Consider the following 23198-nt stretch of genomic DNA (forward strand, 5'->3'; position numbering starts at 1 on the left):
TAGCTACGCATCCGCTGGTGTCGTAACCCCCGAAACGGAGTTAGTTAAAACTTAGGCTGGTAAGCACGGCTTCAGTTTGTTTGCTGAAGCCCCGTGTCTTTAGACCGGGGTTGCTTACACTAGCTTCCTCTGAATTGGCTCAAATCTACTTAGCTGCTTTTGTATTTTAATCGAATTTTCGATTTTTGAATTGGGGCGATTTCCTAGCCTTGGGGATAGCTTCGCTAGCGCGGACTTTTTTTCACTTGACAATGGGTGTCGGATGAGTTTGGCTCAAGGGAATCTCAATAATCAACTCGGTTCCCTCTCCGGGGGCTGAAAAGCAAGTCAATTTGCCACCGTGTTGTTCTACCGCAATTTCGTGGCTAATCGCCAAACCTATCCCCGCACCTTTGCCTACCTGTTTGGTGGTAAAAAAAGGCTCAAAAATTTTCTGGCGTACTTTTTCTTCCATGCCCCAACCGTTGTCCTTGATCCGAACTGCTACGGCTTTTTCTCCCGGACAAAATTCAGTCACAATCCGAATTTGTCCGTACTTAACTGGCTGTTCTTCGCCGCCCCAGTGCGACGATGAATTGTTGTTGACAAAGGCATCTTCGAGAGCATCAATTGCATTTGTCAGTACATTCATAAATACTTGGTTGATTTGAACTGCGTAACACTCAACCAAAGGCAGAGAGCCATATTCTTTCATGAGATGAATTGCAGGGCGATCGGGCTTCGGTTTGAGTCGGTTGCTCAAAATCAGCAAAGCGCTGTCCAATCCGTCGTGAATGTCAACGGGTTTAATCTCTGCTTCGTCAATTCTAGAAAAGTTTCGCAGCGACTGAACTATCTCGCGGATGCGGTTAGCTCCTACTTTCATTGAGCCCAGCAACTTGGGTAAGTCTTCAACTATGAACTCTAATTCTACTGCTTCTATTTGTGCTTGAACTTCTGGCGAAGGCGACGGATAGTGCTGCTCGTAAAGCTGCAATAAATTGATCATTTTTTGACTGTATTCATTAGCATAGCTAAGATTGCCGTAGATGAAGTTAATCGGGTTAGTGACTTCATAAGCTACCGCCGCCACCAACTGTCCCAAACTTGACATTCTTTCACTTTGCACCAATTGAGTTTGCGCCCGCTTAAGCTCGGACATCGCTGTTTTTAAATTAGCAGTTTTTTCCCGTTCTCTGGCGACTGATGCTTCTAGTGCTGTATTTAATTTTTCGAGTTTATCGACTTGACACAGCACTATATTAATCATTGCTTTTTTCAGTTCCAATGCAGCGTCTATTTCGCATTGTTTCCAAGGCAACGATTTGTACCTCACATTTTCTTTCCACAGCTCGAAGGATTTCCGAGGAGACAGTCGAGGGTTGCCATCTTCATCGGTTTCAACTGGTTTGTTGGGGTTGCCCGCCCAATTTACGGTCTTAATTACTTCCGGGCGAAACCACAAAACGTATATTTTCTGAGTTGGCGATATTGCTATCGCCAAACACCCGCTGGCTGTGTCTTTAAATTCCTCAGCTTCTGGATAGCATTTGGTGAGCGAGTCTGTATAAAAAATTTCTTTATTTAAATGCTCTTGCACCCAATTAGTTAAGTATTTGAGCGCTTCTCCTTGAGGTGTTTGCCCTACTTGATAGCAATTGTCTCCAAATACTATTGCGGCTCCCTGGGCGTTGACTGCTTCTAGCAAATTATGCTGACATTTAACTAACACTTCTGACAGGTTTTCGGACGTGGATATGTCTTCAAAAATCTTGGTTTGAATGGATTTTAAGTGTAGTTTATAGTCGTAGTCTTCGTTTCCTTCTTTTGATTGCAGTTCTAAGGACATTACTTGCCCGATAAATTCGCAGGCTGCGCGCAATTCATAGTTGAGGTGTTTTGGGGTATAGTTGTGGCAAGCAACCAATCCCCACAGTTTTTTGTCTTTGATTAATGAGATTGACATCGAAGCTGCAACGCCCATATTTTGCAGGTATTCTATGTGAATGGGAGAAACGCTTCTCAATACGCTGAAACTGAGGTTTAGGGGCTGGGTCGTGACAGCATTATTTCCTGAAACAAGGGGGACTGGTTGATAATTAATATCTGGAATTAACCTCAGCCAATTTAACGCATACAGTTGTCGGGCTTGTTTGGGAATATCTGAACTTGGGTAGTTTAATCCTAAGAAAGGGCTCAGCATTTCTGCTTTGTCTTCAGCGATTACAGCGCCGTTGCCTTCCTGGTCAAATTGATAGACCATGACTCTATCAAAACCGGATATTTTTCTAACTTCTTCTACGGTTATTTGAGATAATTCCTTGAGATTTTGGGCGCTTTGAATTTTGCTGATAGTGGCTCTTACTGAATGATAAAAGCTAAAAACAGAAAGATTTTCTGGGTTGGTGGCTAATTCCAACTCGACCATCAATACTTCTTCTACTCGGTGGAGGATGCAGTCAAATTCTAAATATTTACCTTTGTTTGTGACAGAAAGTTTAATGGGATTAACGGTTTTTAAGTTTTCATTACACAAACAAAGCTTGAGTTTTTTTAGTTGAACTCGATTGAAGAATAAGCTCAAATTTCTACCGATCGCACTTTCCGGCTCTACTCCTAACAAATCTTGCGTATTTTCGCTGACTTGCAGTATTTCTAGTTCAGGTTCTCGTACAACAAGTAGCACTCCGTGTGGCTGAATGAGCCCCGATATGTGAATCGGTTCTCTGTCGCAGTTTGTCAAGTCAACTTCTTCGAGGGCGGGGATTGTGATTTGTAGATCCATTTTCTTTGTCTTCCGCTGTAAAATTTCGAGAGGGTTCTAATGATTTGAGATTTGAGAGCAAATTGGCTTTTCCATAATAATCTCATATTGTTCGATCGCATAACGGCTCGATTCCTAGACGGACACTGAGAATCAATCATCCGAGAGTCAGCGCATCAAAATGATTGAGTCGAAAATCAGCCTACCCTATGTGTTGCTGTTCAAGCCGCCTCAGCCTTCTATAAATTTTACCCACTTGGCTCTTCTATACTATCGCTTCCCGATATTAATTATCATAGCAATTGTTGCCATTCTTCAAGTGTGTTTAATAATTCCCCCAAAACTTTAATATTTGTGGTAAAATTTTGCCTGCCGGAACAGGGGGAGAGAAATGCGTCTCCAGAGCGGCCTACTTACTGAAATCTTAAGTTAAGGTAAGGGTGACAAGATCTGAAAGTCAAGTCACGCTAAGCTCTTTAAGTATACCCAACAGGCCGGACAATTAGACTGATGCTCGACTTCAATACAATTACTGAATTTTCTCATACCTACTGCATAGCTATCTGTGCCTTTTTAGTTCCGGCAAACTTGCTGACTACTTTACAGACAGTGATTTTGACAGCACTAAACCGACCTCGAATACAAATTTGGGCGTCTGTGGTTGTCGCCAGCCTTTGGGCTACAGCAATGATATTTCACGTTTTTACCTGGTTCGCGATCGGGGTAGTAATGCCTCCGACATACATCTTGCTAGTTATGGCAATCACTTGTCTGACAATCAATGTCTGGGCGATCGCTCATCCTGCAAGCATGATGCAATTAATTCGAGTTGCGGTATCAGTTCTTAGGGGAGGTTTCAGAAGGAAGAAGGATTTAGTTGTCTAAGAGAGAAATATCTAGTTATCTAGGAACTTAAAAAGAATTTGGCAGAGGGTAATGTGAAAAAAATTAGGGAAAATATTGGTTTCAGAAGAGTTTTTCGGGTGGCAAATCGTGCTTCCGAGGGCTGAGTTCTCAGCGGTTATTCCGGTTCGCGATCGCGACAATCTTCTGCTTCCGGGCCGCGGGGATGGATCGTGCAGTTGAGCAGGTAGCCGCCGTCGCTTCTGCCGTAATAGTAGCGGCATCCGATGCAAATTGCGGGAGGTTCGATCGCACTTTGGTAAAGCGGATAATCCGCAGTCGCCAGCAGCGAAAAGTCGCGCTGCGTCTGCACATTCCCAATAATAGCGCCGGAGAGTTCGACAGCTTGGCGGATGTTTTCGATCCTGGTGTAAGGCGGCAGGTAAATGTCAATACAAAGGCGTAGGCCCTGGCTATCCTGATCGTGGCGCGTAATAGTGCCTCCGAGCAAACCGACGCGCGAAGCAATAGCCGAGGAAAATTCGCTCAGGGAGGTGCAGTAACCGGAGAAAACGTGAATATGTTCGTCCGTAGTAGCTCTCACAGTCAGGCGAGTGGGAATTCGCAATCTCAGGTAAGCGTCGAGTTCGTCAAAAACCGGTTCAGCGAGGGAGAGCATTTGGCTTGCGTCTTCGTGGTTGAGCCCAAAACCCTTAGAAACCTTGGACACGAGGGCTGTTAAAATATCAAAAACTTCGGTTAAGAGGGATTGTAGCCTGCTATCAATAGCGATCGGACATTCTCTGAGCAGCTTTAAATAATCCTCCAACCGATGAGCAATGCGTTGAATGCTGCTAAATCCGAGCATAGCTGCTCCCCCTTTAATCGAGTGCGAAGCTCGGATGAGCTGGTGTATTCTTTGGGGAGCTGGCACGGTGTTTTGCAGATCTTGCAAGCCTTGTTCGATAACTTGGATCTGTTCTGTGGCTTCTTCGATAAAGTAGCCGATGATCCGCTGTAGTTGTTCTGGCAGCATAATTTTATTCTCCTAAAGACAGCCGAGTATTATTAGTTATTACTCAGACATTTGATAGTTTTGAATCGATATTTCACTGATGAGTTATTGGGGTTTTTAAGCGCTCATCTGTTTTATTCTGACTCACGGCAACTGTAGTGGCAATGTCGAAAACAGTTAACTCTTAACTGTTGACAGTAATTTTTTTTGCTCCGACGGTAGCGGTTGCTACCCCGAACAGCAGCACCGCAGCACCTGCGAGTACCGCCGGCGCGGGCACTTCCCCAAACAGCAAATAACCCAACCAACTCGCCCCAACCGGTTCAAACAAGATGGCAAGAGTTACCAGAGTTGGGGAAATCTGCATTACGGCCCAGTTCAAAATGGTGTGGCCGACTAACTGAGGCAAAGCGGCCGTTAGCAAAATATAAAAATATACAATGTGGGGGTAATTGGTATAAGTAGTGCCGAAGGCGAAGGGGAGAGGCAGCAGGACGATCGCAGCAACAGTATAGGCGATCGCGATATAGCCACCAATTCCCAATCCCCGCCGCTGAGCTTCCCGGCCCAGCAGCAAATACAAGCTGACAGCCCAGGAACCAGCCAGAGCAAGGAAATCGCCCAGCAGTTGGCTGCTGCCAGCATCGGCTGCGCCCGCACTTCCGAGAGCGATCGCCATTCCCCCAGTCAGGGCTATAGTAATGCCAGCGATCGACATTTTGCTGAGTTTTTCCCCGAACCAGAAGCGCGACAACAGCGCTACCCAGACAGGATTAGTGGTGACTAAGGCAGTCGAGGCGGCGATCGAAGTATAAGAAAGTGAGGTAATCCAGAGCGCAAAGTGCAGGGCGAGACACAAACCCGCAGCAGCAGCATAGCGCCGAGCTCCCGGTTGCAGGGCGTTCCACTGAATTTTCCGCCAAGCCGGAAGCAGAATTAAAGCAGATAAAGTCAGACGAGAGGCCGCGAGTACCAGACTGAAACCCAAACCGCTGGCCCCTGCTGAAAAGTTAGCGAGACGAATTAAAATGGAGGAAGTTGAGACGGCTAAAACGCCAATAATTAACACTAGGGCGATCGACCAATTAGGTGCTTGTTTCGGAAGATTCATTTTTTAGGAATTGGGCATTGGGCATTGGGCATTGGGCATTGGGCATCGGGCATTGGGCATTGGGAAAATTTATATAGCAATTTTCACATAATGCTGAACACTTTCTGAAGACTTTCTCTTCCCTTCTCTTCTCCTCTCTTCCTTCGCGTCCTTCGCGTCTTCGTTGTTCGTTAAAAAAAAACCGATCGCCATTCTTAAAAAATTCCCATATCCAAGAAATATTAATGTATAGTAGGGGCAGGGCGGGTCTATGAAATTGTATATTACGGGCAATTATTGTTTCCGAACCCGCCTACAAAATTCAACATCAAACAAGTCCGAATCATCTCGTTTCCGGTTGCATCGGTATTATTCAAACAGTTAACAGTCAACAGTTAACAGTCAACAGTCAACAGTCAACAGTCAACAGTCAACAGTCAACAGTCAACAGTTAACAGTCAACAGTCAACAGTCAACAGTCAACACTAATTCCGGTTCAGCCGGAATTGATATTACAATTTATAACTATCTATGGCTCCTACAGTTTTGATTACAGGCGCTTCTCAAGGAAGCGGCAAAGCAACAGCAATTTTATTTGCCAGTAAAGGTTACGATGTAGTTATGGTAGCTCGCCAGCCAGAGAGATTGGCAGCAGCAGCGGCTCAAGTGCAGCGAGAAGGCACTTCCGCTGTAGCTATTCCGGGGGATGTTGGCGACATTCACCAAGTGCGGGCGATCGTCCAAAAAGCCCTAGATGCCTGCGGCAACATCGATGTTTTAGTTAACAATGCTGGCATTTGTCTCACGGGGGCGATCGAGCACACTACCTCCGAAGACTGGCAGCAATTAATGAATACCAATTTTTGGGGATGCGTTAACACAATTCAAGAAATTGTGCCACATTTTTTGCAACGAAAAACAGGGACAATAGTCAATGTGGGTTCCATTGGTGGCAAAATGCCTTTGCCTCAAATGACTGCTTATTGTGCCAGCAAATATGCAGTAACCGGTTTAACAGAAACTTTGCGATTGGAATTAGCGCCTCAAGGTATTCACGTTTGCGCCGTGCATCCGGGCCTGATTAACAGCGATTTTTTAGAAAGAGCTCAATTTCGCGATCGAGACGAACCCGCAGTCGAATTGCGCCGCCAGCAAATGAGCAAAATGCTGAAATCTGAGTGGGCAACTCAGCCAGAAGATATTGCTAAAGCTATCTGGGATGCTGTGAAAAATCAGCGTGCAGAAGTTACCGTCGGCCCTGCTTTTTTGGCATCGGAAGCTTATCGGTTGTTCCCCGGTTTGATGCAGTGGGCAATGGAAAAAGGCAAGTTGTGAGACTAATTAGTAATGGATAATTGGTAATTAGTAAAGTACCCAGGGCGCACCGGACAAATTATTAGTAACGCGCCTGATTCCTAGTTGAAGCTTCCCTTGAATATATACAACTAAAGAAAGAGACTGGGAAAGCGGCCCGAACACTATAATGGCAAACAAACCAGGAAATACACAATGCAAATCAAAGCACTAGCAGTTAAAAAAACAGGCGGATTGCTTGAAGAATACAAATTCGATGTCGAACCTCCAAAAGTACATGAATGCCTTATAAAAGTGTTAAGCTGCGGCATTTGTCACTCTGACTTGCACATGATTGACAACGATTGGGGTCAATCCAAATATCCCCTCGTTCCCGGCCACGAAGTTATCGGAGAAGTGGCAGAAATAGGGCCGCAAGTGACTCATTTGAAAGTGGGCGATCGCGTTGGTGTCGGTTGGCAAAGGTCGTCTTGTTTGCAGTGCTGCGACTGCTTGCGCGGTAACGAAAATCTCTGCGATGAAAACCAGGGATTAATTGTTACAGGCCCCGGCGGTTTTGCCGATTATTTGATGGTAGATTCCCGCTTTGCTTTTCCTATTCCCAAAGGCATCGATTCCAACGTAGCGGGGCCGCTGTTGTGCGCCGGAACTACGGTTTACGCCGGTTTGCGAAATGGGGGGATGAGTTCTGGCCAAGAAATTGGCATTCTCGGCATCGGTGGTTTGGGACACATGGCGGTGCAATTTGCGAAAAAATTAGGCAACCGGGTTACAGTTTTTACTACTTCCCAAGATAAGGCAGAATTTGCACATAAAATGGGGGCGGACGAAGCTATTGTAGTAGGAAAAGGCGAAGTTCCTAAAGCCCCCAGCAGCAAATTAGATATTTTGTTGAGCACTGTTCCTGCTGCTTTAGATTGGGTTCCGTACATTGATTTTCTCGATTCTAACGGTGCGCTTGCTTTTGTGGGAGTTCCCGACGAACCTTTGAGCATTCCGTTATTTTCGCTGCTGGTGAAGCAACGCCGAATTGTGAGTTCTCTCATCGGCGGTCGCGCTATGATTAATGAAATGCTGGCAATTGCAGAGAAGTTTGAGATTGAGCCGATTGTCGAAGTTTTTGCGATCGCACAAGCGAATGAAGCAATTCAGAAAGTCCGCGACAATCAAGTACGCTATCGCGCAGTTTTGACAGTGAGTTAGATAATGGTTAATGGGTAAGGTGCGCCTAGCGCACCCTACTATAGATATATAAGCAACGAATTAAAGCAAAGAATTAGCATTAATAAAACGACCGTTTAAATCGGCTGGGGTCACATTCAAAACAGTACCTAACAAAGCATTAGTAAAACCGAATCTAATATTAGTAGCTTCCACACGGCCGTTGCCATCGGGATCGAGACTTTGCTGCGAGATGCCACCCTTGGCTAACAAACTCGTTCCCCCCGTTATAGTTGTAGGATCGATCAGCAGCAGTCTCGGATCGTTCAAGCTATAACTTACCTCTTCCAAGGAGATATTGCTGCTGGTAAATTCCACACTAATTCCAATCGAATCGCTAGACTTATCAAAATCTACAATTACCGCGTCAGGAACTTCAACCCCAAATACTCTGATTCCCGCTTGATCGACTCTAAAAACAAATATATCATTCCCTGCACCACCTTGGTAAATATCCACCTCTCTGTCGCCAATTAAAGTATCGTTGCCGTCTCCGCCCACTAACAAATCAACACCTTGTCCTCCGCGCAGCAAATCATTTCCCGCACCCCCATCAAGGAAATCGCTATTTCTATCTCCTGTCAAGAAATCGTCGCCAGTTTCTCCCAAAACATCGTCATCATCTTTGCCGGCGTAAATAGAATCATTGCCGACACCGCCTAACAGACTGTCTTTACCATCGTTGCCGAAAATCCGTTCTGCATCTGACGAGCCCCTGACAGTATCATTGCCGCCCACCATCCAAAGTCCCCCAGGAAAACTAGCAAGTTGTCCTGGTGCAAGTGTAATATTTTCAGGAGAATTGTCTCCTACCAAACGAGAGATGCCTGAATTATCTGGGGTGAGTACCATAGTTGTAAACTTTGTGCGATGTGAGCATGGATATTGTGCAATATTCTACAGCTTAGTAGGGTGCGGCAGAACACAGTTACTTTCTCACTCGCGATCGAGCAATCGCTGGTGCACCCTACTAGACAGGTCGATCGCTCCATCTTGGCACAAGCCTGATGGAAATACCCTAGATTAAAATAAAAGTTAAAATTTGAGCCGATGCCAATTATCTTAGTTGAAGACTTGAGCAAAGTTTATCCGGTAGCGATTAAAGAACCGGGGCTTAAAGGAACAGTGCGACACTTTTTTAGTCGCAGTTACCGCAATATCAAAGCAGTTGAGAGCGTTTCTTTCAGTATTGAACCGGGGGAAGTCGTGGGGTTTCTAGGTGCTAACGGTGCGGGCAAAACTACTACGCTGAAAATGCTGACGGGTTTGATTTATCCGTCTGCGGGTATGGTGAGTGTGTGCGATCGTACTCCTTTTCGTCGGGAAGCAGATTTTCTGCAAAAAATCACGTTAGTCATGGGGCAGAAACAGCAGTTAATTTGGGATTTACCCGTGCTTGACTCTCTGCGAATTAATGCCGCAGTCTACGGCATTCCCGATGCAGATTATCGACGGCGAGTCGGAGAATTGACAGAGATGCTGTCACTAGAAGGCAAGTTAAATCAGCCGGTAAGAAAGCTTTCTTTAGGCGAACGAATGAAAGCGGAACTGATGGCGGCTCTGCTGCACCAACCGGAGGTATTATTTTTAGATGAACCGACTTTAGGTTTGGATATAAACGCACAGTTTAGCGTCAGGCAATTTCTGCGAGAATATAACGAGCGCTATCAAGCAACGGTGCTGTTGACGAGTCATTACATGGCTGACATTACTGCTTTATGCAAGCGCGTTTTATTGATTCATGAAGGGCAATTAGTTTATGATGGCAGTTTAGACGGATTACTCGATAGGTTTGCGCCTTATCGGGAAGTTCAGGTAAAATTAGCTCAACCGCTGGCAAAAGATAGTGCTTTTGCTTACGGGGATGTAGAATCTATTGAGGGACAATCGGTGCGGTTTTTGGTGAAAAGGGAAGAGCTGACGGTGAGCGTGGCGAAGATTTTGGCGGACTTGGACGTGATAGATTTGACTGTTACCGATCCGCCAATTGAAGAGGTAATTGGTCGAGTTTTTCGCACGGGAAAAGTGTAATGTTTATGGCTTTGTTCATTCTCCATAACAGGCAAGATATCTGTTCCACTAGAGTTTCAATGTTTTGTGCAACGGGCATCTTGCCCGTTGCTAACCCCAAAAAATAAATCTACAATTGATATGACAAAATTCATCAAAATCGCTAAAACTTTGCTAGTTACCTACTACGCTTATATGCTCGAATACCGGGCGGAATTGTTTTTGTGGGCGCTGTCGGGAGCTTTGCCGTTTATCTTGATGGGTGTTTGGATGCAGGCGGCCAAAAATGGTCAATTTGGGCTGAATTCGATCGACTTTGCCCGTTATTTTTTAGCGGCTTTCATTGTCAGGCAAACAAATGTAGTTTGGGTAATTTGGGAGTTTGAAAAGGAAGTAGTGCAAGGCAGGCTATCTAATAGATTGTTGCAACCTCTCGATCCCGTATGGCACCACTTCGCATCTCACGTTTCCGAAAGGTTTGCGAGGCTGCCCTTTGTATGCGGATTAGTGCTGCTGTTTTTTGCACTTTACCCGCAGGCTTTTTGGCTGCCGAGTTTGGGTAGGTTTTTGCTGTTTTTGTTGGTTATCGTCTTGGCTTTTTGCTTGCGGTTCTTGATACAGTATACCTTTGCGCTGTTTGCTTTTTGGCTGGAGAGGGCAAGTGCGATCGAGCAATTCTGGTTTTTAATTTACCTGTTTTTATCGGGACTTATCGCGCCGCTAGAAGTGTTTCCCGCATCGGTGCGCGAAGTAGTTTTGTGGACGCCGTTTCCTTATTTGATTCATTTTCCCGCTTCTATCTTGATAGGATTACCCGTAGATCTAGGCCGCGGTTTGTTGGTAATGTTGGGTTGGAGTGCGGTGTTTTTTGTGTGGAATCGCTGGCTGTGGCGACAGGGATTGAAGCAGTATTCGGGCATGGGAGCTTAAATAATAATTAAAAATTATAAAACAGTAAGCTGCGTCACAGTAAAATGTTAATCCTTTTGTCAAAAAGACTTACTTGACGCATCCTACTTAACTGTGGAGTACATCTAAAATCTAAAATCTAAAATCGACTGACCCACCCAAATTAACTGTAGAGTAAATCTAAAATCTAAAATCTAAAATCTAAAATCTAAAATCGCACACATCATGCAAAAATGCAATCGGGAGTATTCGACAATTGCATAAACATCCATTTTTTGTATATATAAGTACAAAAATTTACAATAAAGTCTTATATTAATAAACCCAACGACTGATAAACGGGATAAAAGAGATTCTAATGACAGCCAAAAAAAACCTCATTGTAATCGGCAATGGCATGGTAGGTCACAAGTTCCTAGAGTTAATGGTCAGCTCGGATGCTGCCAAACACTGGAATTTAATTACTTTTTGTGAAGAACCGCGCGTTGCTTACGATCGCGTAAACCTCAGCGGATTTTTCTCTGGCAAAACAGCGGGAGATTTATCTTTAGTTGCACCTGGATTTTATCACACAAATGACATAAAGCTTCACATCGGCGACAAAGCAGTCGGCATTAATCGGGAACAAAAAATAGTCTCTTCAGCCAACGGTTTAGAAGTTCCCTACGACAAAATTGTTATGGCCACCGGTTCCTATCCATTTGTGCCATCAATTAAAGGCAAAGACGCTACAGGAACTTTTGTTTACCGGACAATTGACGACCTGGAAGCGATGTCCGATTACGCTAAAAACTGCAAAACTGGTGTAGTAATTGGCGGTGGTTTGTTAGGTCTAGAGTGTGCTAATGCTCTGCAAAATATGGGTCTAAAAACTCACGTTGTTGAGTTTGCATCGCGGCTGATGCCCGTGCAAGTTGACGAAATTGGCGGGGCAATTCTCCGCAGCAAAATAGAAGATTTGGGGGTTTCGGTTCATACCAGCAAATCTACCACAGAAATTGTCAGTGAAGATGGCAAAGTTACTAAAATGCTGTTTGCTGACGGTTCGGAATTGGCAACAGATATGATTGTGTTTTCTGCTGGCATTCGCCCCCGCGACGAAATTGCCAGAAGTTGCGGTATAGAAGTAGGAGAACGCGGTGGCATTTTGATTAATGATAGCTGCCAAACCTCCGATCCTGACATTTATGCGATCGGAGAATGCGCGCTTTATCAAAACCGCATCTACGGCTTAGTTGCGCCTGGGTATACAATGGCAAGCGTAGCAGTAGATATTTTGAGCCGTGTAGCGGATGACGGGCAAGATGCCCGTCCCACAAGCACTTTTACAGGTGCGGATATGTCCACTAAACTCAAATTATTGGGGGTGGATGTCGCTAGTTTTGGAAATCCCTTTCCCAAGTCGGGCGATGCTAAAGAAATTGTTGTCGCTGACACCTTCCAAGGCATTTACAAAAAATTAGTTTTAAATCAAGACGGCAGCCGGATTTTAGGCGGAATTCTCGTGGGAGATGCTTCGGCTTACGGCACTTTGCTGCAATTCATGCAAAATGAAATTGCTCTGCCGCCGCATCCCGAAGATTTGTTAATGCCACCGCGAGAAGGGGGAGCAGCGGCGGGTTTTGGAGTAGACAGTTTGCCGGATTCTGCTCAGATTTGTTCTTGCAATAATGTTACCAAAGGGCAGATTTGTGCAGCGATTCGCGATCATAATTTAACCGATGTTGCCAGCGTCAAGAAATGCACTCAAGCTGGGACGGGCTGCGGCGGCTGCGTGCCTTTAGTGACGGATATCTTCAAGTCGGAGATGAAGAAAGCTGGGTTTGCAGTCAAAAATAATCTTTGCGAACACTTTGAATATTCTCGTCAAGAATTATACCATTTAGTGCGTTCTCAAGAGATTAAAACCTTTGAGGAGTTGATTGAAAGACACGGCAAAGGTAAGGGCTGCGAAATTTGTAAGCCTGCTGTTAGTTCGATGCTGGCTTCTACTTGGAATGACCATATTTTAGAGAAGTCTCACGTCGGTTTGCAAGATACGAACGATTACTTTTTGGCAAACATTCAGCGCGACGGTACTTATTCGGTGGTGCCGCGAATACCGGGGGGAGAAATTACGCCGGATAAGTTGATTGTTTTAGGTGAAGTTGCCAGGGATTTTGGGCTTTATACTAAAATTACTGGCGGGCAACGGATTGATTTGTTTGGAGCTCGTGTGGATCAATTGCCGCATATTTGGCGTCGGTTGATTGATGCGGGATTTGAGTCGGGACACGCTTACGGTAAGGCTCTGCGTACTGTAAAATCTTGTGTGGGTAGCACTTGGTGCCGCTTTGGGGTGCAGGATTCAACGAGTTTGGCGATCGAGGTTGAATTGCGGTATCGCGGTTTGCGATCGCCCCACAAGCTCAAATCTGCTGTCTCTGGTTGCACTCGCGAATGCGCGGAAGCTCAAAGCAAGGATTTTGGGATCATTGCTACGGAAAACGGCTGGAATTTGTACGTGTGCGGCAATGGCGGAATTAAGCCGCAGCACGCGGTTTTGCTGGCGACGGATATCGATAAGGAAACCCTGATTAAGTATATCGATCGATTCTTGGTTTTCTACATCCGCACGGCCGACAGATTGGAACGAACTGCTACTTGGTTGAACAAACTTGAGGGCGGGATTGAATACTTGAAACAGGTAATAATTGAGGATTCTCTGGGCATTTGTGCTGAATTAGAAGCGCAGATGGAACATTTAGTGAATACTTATCAATGTGAGTGGAAAACCACGATTGAAAACCCACAAAAGGTGCAGCGGTTCCAGCATTTTGTGAATTCCGATTTGCCTGATCCGAGTATTGTTCGTGTTGCGGAACGGGGACAAACGCGGCCGGCTAACGAACATGAAAAGGCTCTGGCTGGAGTTTCGGAATAATCGATCCCCCCTTAGCTTGCCCCCTACTCCCCCTTAATAAGGGGGGGACAAGAGTATTAATCTCGTTCCCAGGCAGAGCCTGGGAATGAATTCCGGGAGGCTATGCCTCCTTCCGCGAGGCGAGGCAGAGCCTCGAAACCTACGTTCCCAGCCGGAGACTGGGAATGAGATTGAAGTAAAATAACAGGAAAAGAAGATGGTTCAATCATTACAAGTTTCGGATACAGTAACAACTTGGGTTGATGTGTGTTCTCTGGATGCGATCGCCCCTTATACTGGAGTTTGCGCTTTAGTTAAAGGCGAACAAGTGGCGATTTTCCGAGTGGGAAACGGAGATGAAGTTTATGCGCTCAGCAATTACGACCCGTTTAGCAAAGCTTTTGTTTTGTCGCGGGGAATTGTGGGCGATCGCAACGGCACTCTCAAAGTTGCTTCTCCCATTTACAAGCAAAACTTTAGTCTCACTACCGGGCAATGTCTGGATGATGAAACGGTAAAGATTCCTACTTTTTCGGTTCGGGTTGTAGCCGATCGCGTCCAACTAGCTGTTAGTTAGATTCAGCGGCTTAACTGTTCGATCGCTATCCGCCACCACCTAACATTCCTGTGGGTGCTGGCGGATTTTCCATTGGGGCCCTCCCGACTCAGTATTTTTCGTATAAAATAGAGTCGATTGGTTCCATACTCCAGGCTCGCTCAAAAAAATCTCAACTAATATCCGAGCTGATGCGATGATTGTCAATGCAAACAAACTTCAGGGGGCAGTGTATCGGTATGTTGTTAAAAAAACTTGTTTCCAACAATAATCCCCAGACTGTAGCAGAGTTAATCCATGCCCAACTCAAAATCGGTCAACTGACTTGGGGCGAACTCAACATACAAGTTTTCGGCCAGCACTGGCGGGACGAATCTTTGCACGAAGTCCTCAGAGAAATTGCAGCTAAGCTCGACAAAGAAACAGCGAGCCAAATTATAGAATATCTCACAGCTCAAAACGGTCAACAAGAAAAATTTATTAATTTGTTTTTAGCAGCGCAATGCCTGTCAAAAGTGAAAAATGATGTTAATAAAAAAACCGAAAAAAAACTGTTAAACGCTTTAAAAAAGTTATCGCAATACGGTACGGGTTTCCTGATTCTTTACCAAAGCGCTCAGGAATTGCAGGAAACTTATCAAATTCGCAATCGATCGATCACGGCGATCGCCCAAACTTGGAAAAACGACCCGCAAACCCTGCCGTGGCTGAAAATACTCGCTCACTCCACCGACTGTGGCGAAGTCCGAGCCACAGCAGTCGAAGCAATAGCCCGTGGTTGGCCAGACCAGCCAGAAATTTACCTGATGCTCAAAAAACTCGCCAAATCCGATCCAAGCTGGGCAGTGCGATCGACCTGTGTGCGAGAAATGGCTTGTGGTTGGCCAGACACGAGCGATACCTTGTCGCTGCTGAGTGCCCTGGCTCAGTCAGATCAAAGTCCCGCAGTTCGCACCGCAGCACTCGAACAGTTTGCCTCTAATTGGCCCGATCGCACAGATACCTTGCTGCTGCTGAGGAAGGCCGCCGAATCCGACGAAAATTTGGGAGTGCGAGTCTGTGCGTGGCAAGAAATAGCCAGAGGTTGGCACAGCCTTTTAGGCACGGCCTCCCTGCTCAAAAACCTTGCCCAGACAGGAAGTTCTATCCTGCGAACCGTAGCGGTGCGGGAGTTGGCAGCGGGCTGGCCCGCCGCAGCCGACGTTGGCCTGCTGCTGAAAACCCTAGCCGAATCCGATAGCAGCAAAGAAGTGCGGACAGCAGCCTTAGAAGAATTGGCTTCGCACTGGCCCGACGAACCCGACATTTACCCGCTGCTGAAAACTAAAGCCGAGTCCGACGCGAGTTCGAGCGTCCGGCGCTCAGCAGTGCAAGCAATTGCCTCTGGCTGGGCCAGGAACCCCGAAACTCTGACTTTTTTGAAAAATATAGCATTGGGCGATCGCGACGCCGACCTGCGCGAAATAGCCCTACAACAGATAGCCGCAGGTTGGCCCGATCACCCAGAAACCCTGCCCCTGCTGCAAAAAATAGCTGATTCTGAGGATTACTGGACTGTGCGGCAAGTAGTAGTGGAGGCTGTCGCCGCACTGGCATCAGGCAGTCTCGAAGTCTTTGGCTGGTTGCAAAATCTCGCCGAGTCCGACAGACACCTCAACGTCCGAGAAACGGCGGTGGAAGAGATCGCAAAACGCTGGTCTCACCAGGGCGAGACGCTGCCTTTCCTCAAAAGCCTGGTCGAGTCTGAGCAAGATTCTCACCTGCTGAGCGTGCTGGTACGATCGATCGTGCGGGGGTGGCCCGACGACCCGGAAACCTTGTCTTGGCTGAAAATTCAGCTCGATTCTGGGGAGGCGCTGGTGCGGCAAGCGGCGGTGCTTGAACTCGCTTACAACTGGCCAGACAACCCTGAAACTTGGATGCTGCTGGAGGCTAAAGCAGAGGGGGATGAGAGTCCCGCTGTCAGGCAAATCGCTTTGCAAAAGTTAGCGCGGGGGTGGACAAATCAGTCTCAAACTTTCGAGTGGCTCAAAAGTAGAGCTCAAAAAGATGAAGATTCGCAGGTACGGGCGATCGCCCTGGTAGAGTTAATGCGGGGATGGAAAGACGAGCCGGGAATGTTTGAGTTTTTGCGCGATCGAGCTTTGAGCGATGTTGACAATCAAAACGGTTCTTTTCCTTACAATCCCAGATTTACAGCACTCGAAGCGATTATCGAACATTATCCCGAAAATCCGGGAGTTGTGCCGTTGTTGCGAGCTCTTGCAGTTTCCGACGCAGAAGAGCAAGTGCGGGCATTAGCGGGTCGCCGGCTACGCAGCCAAGACTGGTAAACAGTGCGAGCGTCCCGCTCGATGCCAACCTTGAATTTTCCCTCTTCTCGAAAGAGTGCGAGCGTCCCGCTCGATGCCAACCTTGAATTTTTCCCCTTCTCGAAAGAGTGCGAGCGTCTCGCTCGCGGCCAACCTTGAATTTTTCCTACCGCAATTTTTACCTCGCGAGCAAGATGCTCGCACTGAATTTTTCCTACCGCAATTTTTACCTCGCGAGCAAGATGCTCGCACTCTATCAAAACCCTAATAAATGTGAGGTAAATCCATGTCATTCAAACAGCAATTCCTTCAATTACCGCTACCCAAAGATATCTATTTCATAACATTCGTTACCTGGGAAAGACTAGAATTAACTCCCGAAGCTCGACAAGTTGTTCTAGATTCTACCTTGCACTTTCACAACAAAAGATATCAACTATTTGCTGCCGTTATTATGCCCGATCATGTACATTTATTGCTTCAGCCTTTTCGTAAGTCTGACTTGCAATACTGGTCAATTGGTAGTCTTATTCACAGTATTAAAGGCTTCAGTTCTAAACAAATTCCGAAAGTAATGAAGCATATCGGTAAAGTTTGGCAAGATGGGCGACACGATGAAATTATTAGCAACCGCCAACATTTTATTAATACTTGGGAATATATCAAACAAAATCCTGTCAAAGCAAACTTGTCAGACACACCTCAAAAATATCATTTTTTCTGGGAAAATGTTTGATTTGACAAGCTGTGCGAGCGTCTCGCTCGCGGCGGAATCGAAATTCGCGCCAGAGTGGAAACAGTGCGAGCGTCTCGCTCGCGCCGGAATCGAAACAGTGCGAGCCTCCCGCTCGCGGCCAACCTTGATTTTTTCCTACCGCAATTCTTTCTCGCGAGCAATTCTTTCCTCGCGAGCAAGATGCTCGCACTGAATTTTTCCGACCGCCATTCTTTCCCGCGAGCAATTTTTATCTCGCGAGCAATTCTTTCCCGCGAGCAATTTTTATCTCGCGAGCAAGATGCTCGCACTGTATCAAAATCCTAATTAAAATATCGCATAGAAAGCCTCCCTCATCAGCGATCGCACATATCGATTTATTCTGATAAAAGACCGATCGCAAACCGCACCGCTTCCCCCATCATCGAACCGCGAACGCGATCGGACGCCGTTTTCTCCCACGTGAGCAACTGTTCCCGAAAAACCGGGTCTTGCTTCGCCCGCTGCACGATCGCCTGACTGATGACTTTCTTTTGAATCTGCTCTGTCGGGATACCTTGCTGCTTCAAATAATCCAACAGCCGCTGCACACTTTCGGAGAATTTATCCGGCGTCTGAGACATCAAAATAAACGAAATTTGGCGGATCATCCGCTGGTAGATTTCCTGTCTTCTGAGCAATATTTCCTTGTGACTCGGCTCCACCGGCTCCACACTCTTACTAGGAATAGCCAAGTCGAGTAAACTCAAAATTTCAGCCTCCTTGGCTAAAACCTTTTCCAAGATATCTGGATAAAGCTCCAAAATACGATCGCCCAAAATCTTGCCGTTCACCAAACGGTTCGCGCTCAGCCTCAGTAAATTTTGTTCTCCCGCAGACTCAAAAAATTGAACGTTGAATTTAAGTTGGTGGCTTTCCAACTCCACCCGACGCAGCGTAAAAACCAAAGCCTCCCAATTTGGAGCTTCCTCAAAACACACCTTCACAATCGAACTGTCCTCTTGATGCTGCCGCCCCAATTCCCCCGACTCAAAATCGCGATCGACCGGCAAGCGATTTGCCGCAACTTTCGCAGTATAATCAAACTGAGTAAAAACATAGCTGCAGTCAACTCTCGACAGATCGACATCTTGAACTTGCCAATTTTGAATGCAGCAACCCGTAAGCTGCGCCCCCTCCAAATTCGTCCGAATCAAACGGCACTCAATCAAACAAGCCTCTCTTAAATCCGCCTCACCCAAAATCGCATCCATCAAATAAGCGCCGCTCAAATCCGCTTTCCGCAAATCAGCACTTCGCAAATTAGCTTCGCTCAAATCCGCCCGCAGCAAATACACTCCTTGCAGGTTAGCTCGCAGCAAAAGCGCCTTCTTAAAACTCGCTTTCAATAAATAAGAACCCGCCAGATTAGCTCGACTCAAATCAGCGTTATCCAGCACCGCCTCAGTCAAATCCGCCCCCGCCAGCACAGCTCGGTGCAAGTCAGCGCCCGTCAGATTTGCCGATCGCATTTGAGCGCCATTCAAGTCAGCTTCAATCAAATTTACACCGATTAAAATTGCCGATCGCAAATTCGCTTCCACCAAATGCGCTTCCCGCAAATTAGCACCCGTTAAATTAGCACCAACAAGACTGGCGCGGTTTAGATTCGCCTCCATCAATTCCGCCGCCATCAACTTCGCGCCGTCGAGTTTAGCCCCGGCAAAATTAATTTGGTCAGATTTAACTCCTTGAAGATTAGCACCGCCCAAATCCGCTTCGGGGAACGCGGCCCAATTGAGTTCTGCTGCTTCCAAACAAGCAAGGCGCAAATCCGCTTTAGCAAGATTTGCCCCGCTCAAATTTGCCCCGCTCAGATTCGCCCCAGCCAGCCCCGCACTGCGGAGATCCGCGCGGCGCAAACAAGCCCCTATCAACTTGGCATTGCTCAAAAAAGACCAGCTCAAATTAGCACCGGTCAAGTTAGCACCAGTGAGGTCTATTTCTCGCAGGTTAACACCGCTTAAACTAGCGCCACTGAGGTCAATGTGACCAAAGTTGCGCTCTCCCTGTTGATAGCGCTGTAAAAATTCTTGTGTTTGCATTCCGCAGATTTGGGGGCTGGCAATTTAGCTGTTTTAGGACGCGCTGGTCAATCTATTTTAGATTTTAGATTTTAGATTTTAGATTGAAGCATTGACCCCACAGATAAATTCGGGGGCTTGTTGATGGGATACAGATTTTTTATTTCTGGACCGATGAATCCGGGGGCTTGTATCCTGGATGCTTACGGTCAATAACTTTAACGGTAAGGTACGTACGGAACACGAGCGGGCTAGGCACGGGGACACTACTCCTACTACTTACTGCAAGAACTCATGTCCTCCGGGTGATCCGTGCGCGCCTTACCCCTATAGAGGGCGGTTTAAAAGATTTGTTGCGTAAGTTCTATTTCTACTACCAGTTTTACAGACTTTTGTAACTTCAAGTAGCCGAGTTTATATCTGATACGCTGCCCCGCCGGAGAGTGTTTTTACCTAAAGCGCTGCAATTCTTGCTGCAAGTGTTTTCCCCATTTAGTCGCTAGAGGAATTTCTGTAAAAGGAACCTGCACCGCAGCAGCATCTTTCAACAAAAATTCGAGGGCGATTGGACTTCCCGAATTCGGTGGCGACTCTAAATCAACTGCCTGAGAGTTGACTAACAACCGCAGCGATTGCACGTCTTTTAAAGAAAAAGTTTGCAAATTTACTGGCCCGCTGCGAGTAGGTTTTCCCCAAGTTAAACTGTCTTCTTGCTGACCGAGTACAGCATAAATATCGTACTTGGCTTTAGCGAATTGTTCTGCCCAGACGCGATACGCTTCCAGCTTTTGATACTCGTTCCATCCAGCCCAAGCTAGAGAAATAAAAATTGCCAGCAGCGGCAGCCACATTAAACCTCTTTCCATGCGATACCCTTGTTGAAAATACTCGCTTGTTCTGTTTGTCATCTTCTCTAATGATACAATTAATTGAACTCCTCAAACTTGCTCTGCAATTTAAACTAGAAATTAGAGCAATTTTGGTTCTAGCAACAGCCACTGCCGAAAACTACCAAACGCTCGCGTGGGAGATATCCACAAGTCGCAGCAAGGAAAACTGGCGCTGGCGGTGAAAATTGGGTTATTGTGGTGAACACGCCTTCCCTAAACGGACGATCGGCTATGAAAAAGTTTTTCCTTCTGTGCTTATTTTTAATCGGGCTCGGCTGGGCGATTTCTAATTTCCCAGGACTTGCTACTCAAGGCACTTACGACTCGATTGTGCTTGATTTCCGCGAAGATTTGGGTGCTGCTGAGATTGCGAAAGAAGTAAATGCGATCGCCCAACAGTACCAAGTCGCACCCCAACTCAACAGCGAATTCTCAGCGGGCGACAATGTATATGTAGTTAAGGGCGATCGCACTTTGCTAAACGCCCTGAGAAAATCAAATTTGGCTAAAGATACCGAATACATTGAACCTAACTACGTCTACAGCGCTTTCGAGATTCCCAACGACCCCATGTATACCAAGCAGTGGAATCTCCGCAGCATCAATGTAGAATCTGCCTGGAACGAAACCAAAGGCAGCGGCACAACAGTAGCGATAATTGACACGGGTATTACTCCAGTCGCTGACTTAAAAGAAACCAAATTTGTACCGGGCTACGACTTTGTAAACGATCGCGCCGAAGCCTACGATGACAACGGCCACGGTACTCACGTCGCAGGTACAGTCGCCCAATCAACTAACAACAATTACGGCGTTGCGGGCATTGCCTACGAAGCAGCTTTAATGCCGCTAAAAGTGTTAGGCGGCAGCGGTGGTGGCACGGTTTCCGACATCGCCGAAGCGATCAAATTTGCTGCTGACAACGGCGCAGATGTCATCAACATGAGTTTAGGTGGCGGTGGCGAAAGTCAGCTAATGGAAGAGGCGATCGACTACGCCCACTCTAAAGGCGTTGTCATCATCGCAGCCGCCGGCAACTCCGGCGACAGTTCTGCTTCCTATCCCGCCCGCTATCCCCACGTCATCGGCGTTTCCGCCCTCGGCCCCGACGACGAAAAAGCCACTTATTCCAATTTCGGCGCAGGGGTTGATATTGCAGCCCCCGGCGGTTCTGAAATGGGCAAGATCCTGCAAAGTACGATCGACCCGGAAACCGGCGCCGAAGTCTTTGAAGGCTACCAAGGCACTAGCATGGCTTCTCCCCACGTTGCAGCCGTTGCAGCCCTTGTCAAGGCTTCCGGTATCACAGAACCAGACGAAATTCGCAGCGTACTCTTGCAGTCCTCGCGAACTGTCACTGAAGATCCGTTAAACCATTTTGGTTCAGGACACCTAGACGCAGCCGCAGCAGTTCAGCTAGCCCAGCGCGGACAAATCAACTTCCGCGATTTCTTCCGCTGGCTGCGCGATAACGGGTATCTCAACCCCCGCTTTTGGATTGACGGCGGTGCAGTCGCCCTGTTGCCTAAAATTGCAATGGTGCTCGGTTCTTACCTGCTGGCTTTCTTTTTGCGGAATTATTTTCCGTTCCAGTGGACTTGGGGCTTTTCCGGCGGCTTGATGGCTGGTAGTTCAGGGTTCTTTTTCCTGCGGAACTTGTTTGTATTTGACTTGCCGCAGTGGCCTCTGCGGGTGATGGGCAGTTCTATTCCCGAACTCGGCGGCGCAATTAATGGCAGCAGTATGCTGAATCCCTTTTTTGCTAGCGTTTTGATTCCTGGGATTTTGATTGCTTTGCTGTTGGGACATCAACAGTGGAAGTGGATCGCGATCGCAATTTCAATCGGTTTTGCCAGCAGTTTAGCGGTGAATGCTTTTGTGTCTCCCGCAGTCTGGGGATTGGGTACAGGTTTGCTATCACAAACATTCTTGATTGTCAATGCTTTACTGTGTTTTGGATTGGCACGTTTAGCAATTAAAACAGAGGTGCGATCGGCATGAGTATTACTGTCAAAGGTGTAATTGAACGCAAAGGATTGGGTCCCGGTACCTGGGCTTTGGTCGGCGAAGATGGGGAAACTTACGAACTTAAGGATGCTCCTTCTGATTTGAAAAAAGCTGGTTTGAAAGTCAGTGTTAAAGGTGAAGTGCGTAAGGATGTGATGACTTTTGCTATGATCGGCCCGGTTCTTGAGGTGCAGTCTTTTGATGTGTTGTAGGTCGATCGGCTAATCCAGCTTTCGAGCAAAAAAAACCCCGGCCAAAATTGGCTGGGGTTTATTAATCAGGGTGCATCTACTAATTTAATCTCCCGCCTCATATCACCTCTTTCAGGACACTTTGGCAGAATTTCCGATAATTTGTGGCTCAGCTTGCGATCGCTCAAAAAAAAACCCCAAACCAAAATTGGTCGGGAGTTAATTAATCAGGGTGCATCTACTAATTTAATCTCCCGCCTCACAGCACCTCTTTCAGGACACTTTGGCCGAATTTGCGAAAATTTGTGGTGAGGGCGTGCGATCGCCAAAAAAAACCCGGCCAAAATTGGTCGGGAGTTAATTAATCAGGGTGCATCTACTAATTTAATCTCCCGCCTCACAGCACCTCTTTCAGGA

Annotated in this window: 18 protein-coding genes; 12 read left to right on the forward strand and 6 right to left on the reverse strand. The window is 46.7% G+C overall.

The features are described from left to right. Window positions 1-241 precede the first annotated feature (241 nt). Entirely contained in the window at window positions 242-2764 is a 2523-nt protein-coding gene (locus QUB37_RS12225; RefSeq protein WP_333162231.1) for an ATP-binding protein, read from the reverse strand. A gap of 489 nt (window positions 2765-3253) precedes the next feature. On the opposite strand from QUB37_RS12225, the gene QUB37_RS12230 reads away from it, so the two are divergent. Beyond that, complete coding sequence (locus QUB37_RS12230) at window positions 3254-3628, forward strand: hypothetical protein (protein ID WP_333162232.1); 375 nt, start codon at window positions 3254-3256, stop codon at window positions 3626-3628. A gap of 136 nt (window positions 3629-3764) precedes the next feature. Here QUB37_RS12230 and QUB37_RS12235 read toward each other — a convergent pair whose 3' ends face one another. Both QUB37_RS12235 and QUB37_RS12240 read right to left on the reverse strand, forming a co-directional pair. After that, window positions 3765-4622, reverse strand: a complete 858-nt coding sequence (locus tag QUB37_RS12235) for an Hpt domain-containing protein (protein WP_333162234.1) — start codon at window positions 4620-4622, stop codon at window positions 3765-3767. A 163-nt stretch (window positions 4623-4785) separates the two neighbouring features. Next, on the reverse strand, window positions 4786-5712 hold the full coding sequence (locus QUB37_RS12240; protein WP_333162236.1) for a DMT family transporter: 927 nt from the start codon (window positions 5710-5712) through the stop codon (window positions 4786-4788). Window positions 5713-6222: 510 nt separating this feature from the next. On the opposite strand from QUB37_RS12240, the gene QUB37_RS12245 reads away from it, so the two are divergent. Both QUB37_RS12245 and QUB37_RS12250 read left to right on the forward strand, forming a co-directional pair. After that, window positions 6223-7026 carry an SDR family oxidoreductase gene (locus tag QUB37_RS12245; protein WP_333162238.1) on the forward strand — a complete coding sequence of 268 codons (804 nt, stop codon included), beginning with the start codon at window positions 6223-6225 and terminating at the stop codon, window positions 7024-7026. Between the two features lie 174 nt (window positions 7027-7200). Then, on the forward strand, window positions 7201-8208 hold the full coding sequence (locus QUB37_RS12250) for an NAD(P)-dependent alcohol dehydrogenase (protein WP_333162240.1): 1008 nt from the start codon (window positions 7201-7203) through the stop codon (window positions 8206-8208). A 60-nt stretch (window positions 8209-8268) separates the two neighbouring features. On the opposite strand, the gene QUB37_RS12255 is transcribed toward QUB37_RS12250, so the two are convergent. Further along, window positions 8269-9078 carry a calcium-binding protein gene (locus tag QUB37_RS12255; RefSeq protein WP_333162242.1) on the reverse strand — a complete coding sequence of 270 codons (810 nt, stop codon included), beginning with the start codon at window positions 9076-9078 and terminating at the stop codon, window positions 8269-8271. A 198-nt stretch (window positions 9079-9276) separates the two neighbouring features. Here QUB37_RS12255 and QUB37_RS12260 point away from each other — a divergent pair, with 198 nt between their 5' ends. From QUB37_RS12260 to QUB37_RS12285, 6 genes are all read left to right on the forward strand, one after another. Next, entirely contained in the window at window positions 9277-10257 is a 981-nt protein-coding gene (locus QUB37_RS12260; protein WP_333162244.1) for an ATP-binding cassette domain-containing protein, read from the forward strand. 120 nt (window positions 10258-10377) lie between these two features. After that, window positions 10378-11166 carry an ABC-2 family transporter protein gene (locus tag QUB37_RS12265; RefSeq protein WP_333162246.1) on the forward strand — a complete coding sequence of 263 codons (789 nt, stop codon included), beginning with the start codon at window positions 10378-10380 and terminating at the stop codon, window positions 11164-11166. A 337-nt stretch (window positions 11167-11503) separates the two neighbouring features. Beyond that, a complete protein-coding gene (gene nirB, locus QUB37_RS12270) occupies window positions 11504-14068 on the forward strand; it encodes a nitrite reductase large subunit NirB (protein WP_333162248.1) in 2565 nt (854 codons plus the stop codon). A 196-nt stretch (window positions 14069-14264) separates the two neighbouring features. Then, a complete protein-coding gene (nirD, locus tag QUB37_RS12275) occupies window positions 14265-14624 on the forward strand; it encodes a nitrite reductase small subunit NirD (RefSeq protein WP_333162250.1) in 360 nt (119 codons plus the stop codon). A gap of 218 nt (window positions 14625-14842) precedes the next feature. Next, window positions 14843-16936: a HEAT repeat domain-containing protein gene (locus QUB37_RS12280; RefSeq protein WP_333162252.1), complete on the forward strand. Its 2094-nt coding sequence runs from the start codon at window positions 14843-14845 to the stop codon at window positions 16934-16936. A gap of 265 nt (window positions 16937-17201) precedes the next feature. Then, a complete protein-coding gene (locus QUB37_RS12285) occupies window positions 17202-17651 on the forward strand; it encodes an REP-associated tyrosine transposase (protein ID WP_333162254.1) in 450 nt (149 codons plus the stop codon). Window positions 17652-18007: 356 nt separating this feature from the next. Here QUB37_RS12285 and QUB37_RS12290 read toward each other — a convergent pair whose 3' ends face one another. Both QUB37_RS12290 and QUB37_RS12295 read right to left on the reverse strand, forming a co-directional pair. Continuing rightward, window positions 18008-19714 carry a pentapeptide repeat-containing protein gene (locus QUB37_RS12290; RefSeq protein ID WP_333162256.1) on the reverse strand — a complete coding sequence of 569 codons (1707 nt, stop codon included), beginning with the start codon at window positions 19712-19714 and terminating at the stop codon, window positions 18008-18010. 428 nt (window positions 19715-20142) lie between these two features. Beyond that, window positions 20143-20559 carry a hypothetical protein gene (locus QUB37_RS12295; protein WP_333162299.1) on the reverse strand — a complete coding sequence of 139 codons (417 nt, stop codon included), beginning with the start codon at window positions 20557-20559 and terminating at the stop codon, window positions 20143-20145. Window positions 20560-20609: 50 nt separating this feature from the next. Here QUB37_RS12295 and QUB37_RS12300 point away from each other — a divergent pair, with 50 nt between their 5' ends. From QUB37_RS12300 to QUB37_RS12310, 3 genes are read left to right on the forward strand one after another with little or no spacing between them, the layout of a single operon-like run. After that, complete coding sequence (locus QUB37_RS12300) at window positions 20610-20765, forward strand: hypothetical protein (RefSeq protein WP_333162258.1); 156 nt, start codon at window positions 20610-20612, stop codon at window positions 20763-20765. 49 nt (window positions 20766-20814) lie between these two features. Next, window positions 20815-22584 carry a S8 family peptidase gene (locus QUB37_RS12305; protein WP_333162261.1) on the forward strand — a complete coding sequence of 590 codons (1770 nt, stop codon included), beginning with the start codon at window positions 20815-20817 and terminating at the stop codon, window positions 22582-22584. After that, entirely contained in the window at window positions 22581-22802 is a 222-nt protein-coding gene (locus QUB37_RS12310) for a hypothetical protein (protein WP_333162264.1), read from the forward strand. The genes QUB37_RS12305 and QUB37_RS12310 overlap by 4 nt, the downstream gene beginning before the upstream one ends. Window positions 22803-23198 lie beyond the last annotated feature (396 nt).

Source organism: Microcoleus sp. AT3-A2 (genome assembly GCF_036705685.1).
Lineage (GTDB): Bacteria > Cyanobacteriota > Cyanobacteriia > Cyanobacteriales > Microcoleaceae > Microcoleus.